Raw genomic sequence first — 1,861 nt, 5'->3', positions numbered from 1 at the left:
GGGTTATTTCTGAGGCAGATAAGCCGCTGTTAAAATTAGCAGAGGCACTGAATTTACCCGTGGTAAGTACCCTAATGGGGCTTGGCGCTTTCCCTGGTACTCATAAGAACTCTTTGGGTATGTTGGGCATGCATGGTTTGTATGAAGCCAATATGGCGATGCACAATGCGGACTTGATCTTTGGTATTGGCGTACGTTTCGATGATCGAACGACCAATAACCTAGATAAATACTGTCCTGATGCGAAGATCATGCACATTGATATCGATCCATCTTCTATCTCTAAGAACGTTAAAGTGGATCTTCCGATTGTAGGTTCAGCGGAAAAAGTACTAGAAAGCATGGTTAACCTGCTTATTGAGCAAGGTGGAACTAACGATGCAGAAGCGATGGAAAGCTGGTGGAGTGAAATTAAACAGTGGCAAGAACGTGACTGCTTAGCGTATGACAAAACGTCGGGTCGAATTAAGCCACAACAAGTTATTGAAACACTGCATAAAGTAACCAATGGCGATGCCTATGTTGCTTCGGATGTAGGTCAACACCAAATGTTTGCTGCTTTGTACTACCCGTTTGACAAGCCGCGCCGTTGGATTAACTCTGGTGGTCTAGGCACGATGGGCTTTGGCTTACCTGCTGGTATGGGCGTTAAGTTTGCGAAACCTGATGAAGAAGTTGTGATTGTTACTGGTGACGGCAGTATTCAAATGAATATCCAAGAGCTGTCGACTGCGCTGCAATACAATATTCCCGTTAAGATTATTAATCTTAACAACCGTTTCTTAGGCATGGTAAAACAGTGGCAAGACATTGTTTATCAAGGTCGTTACTCTAATTCATATATGGACTCTGTTCCTGATTTTGCTGCTATCGCTGAGGCTTATGGCCACGTTGGCATGCGTATTTCATCTCCGGATGAATTGGAATCAGGTTTGGAAAAAGCACTGGCGATGAAAGACCGTTTGGTATTTGTCGATATTAGTGTGGATGACACCGAGCACGTATACCCAATGCAGATCAAAGGCGAGGGTATGGATAACATGTGGCTAAGCAAAACGGAGAGAACATAATATGAGACACATCCTTTCACTATTAATGGAAAACCAACCAGGTGCACTATCTCGTGTGGTTGGCTTGTTTTCTCAGCGTGGCTACAACATCGAGTCTTTGAATGTATCCCCTACGGATGATCCAACGCTTTCTCGTCTGAATGTCACCACTAACTCAAGCGAAATGCAGCTTGAGCAGATCCAAAAACAGCTACACAAGTTAATCGACGTACTTAAGGTACAAGAAGTGTCTGAGCTTGAGCATATCGAGCGTGAACTTCTGATGGTAAAAGTACGCGCTAGCGGCTTTGCTCGCGCTGAAGTGAAACGCACAGCGGATATATTCCGTGGTCAAATCGTTGATGTGACGGCTTCGCAATATACGGTTCAAATGGCCGGCACTAGCGAGAAGCTGGATGCTTTCATTCAGGCATTGTCTGAAGTAACGGAAGTACTTGAAGTGGCTCGAAGTGGGGTTGTTGGCATCGCACGTGGTGAACGAGCGTTGAAAGCCTAACGAAGAAAGATTTAAAGCTGCTTTTAAGCTAAAACTGAGCATTTAATCGTTTGAAAAAAATAGCGATTTTACTGATACGAACGGCCCTTAATTTGGGTCGTTTTGCTTTCTGGAAGTAAGCATCGTTTGTCCATACTTTCTTATTGCCATTCATTTCTTTGTAGCTCTCCATTAGGGCGCTATTGCGCTGTTTATAGAGTGCCCTGTTATTTACTGTGCTTGATCCCCCCAGTGCCGTGCATCCATATTTATTGGGAATCTCATTTTTGAGAGACTTAAATCACAAAGTTTATAT

2 protein-coding genes are annotated in these 1,861 nt (G+C 43.8%); both read left to right on the top strand.

Annotation, left to right across the window (positions count from 1 at the left end):
* Positions 1–1,070 (top strand): thiamine pyrophosphate-dependent enzyme (locus AB4496_RS05770; protein ID WP_372130685.1); only part of this gene is annotated, 1,070 nt, incomplete at its 5' end.
* Position 1,071: 1 nt separating this feature from the next.
* A complete protein-coding gene (ilvN, locus tag AB4496_RS05765) occupies positions 1,072–1,566 on the top strand; it encodes an acetolactate synthase small subunit (RefSeq protein ID WP_004735875.1) in 495 nt (164 codons plus the stop codon).
* Positions 1,567–1,861 lie beyond the last annotated feature (295 nt).

Source organism: Vibrio sp. 10N.222.46.A1 (assembly GCF_041473595.1).
Lineage (GTDB): Bacteria > Pseudomonadota > Gammaproteobacteria > Enterobacterales > Vibrionaceae > Vibrio > Vibrio tasmaniensis_A.
The sequence above is the reverse complement of the archived record's forward strand: the minus strand, read 5'-3'. Positions and strand labels throughout refer to the sequence as shown.

What these genes read in the sequence shown, in the direction of transcription:
- ilvN (WP_004735875.1), top strand. Translation starts at nt 1,072, where the DNA reads ATGAGACACATCCTTTCACTATTAATGGAAAACCAACCAGGTGCACTA.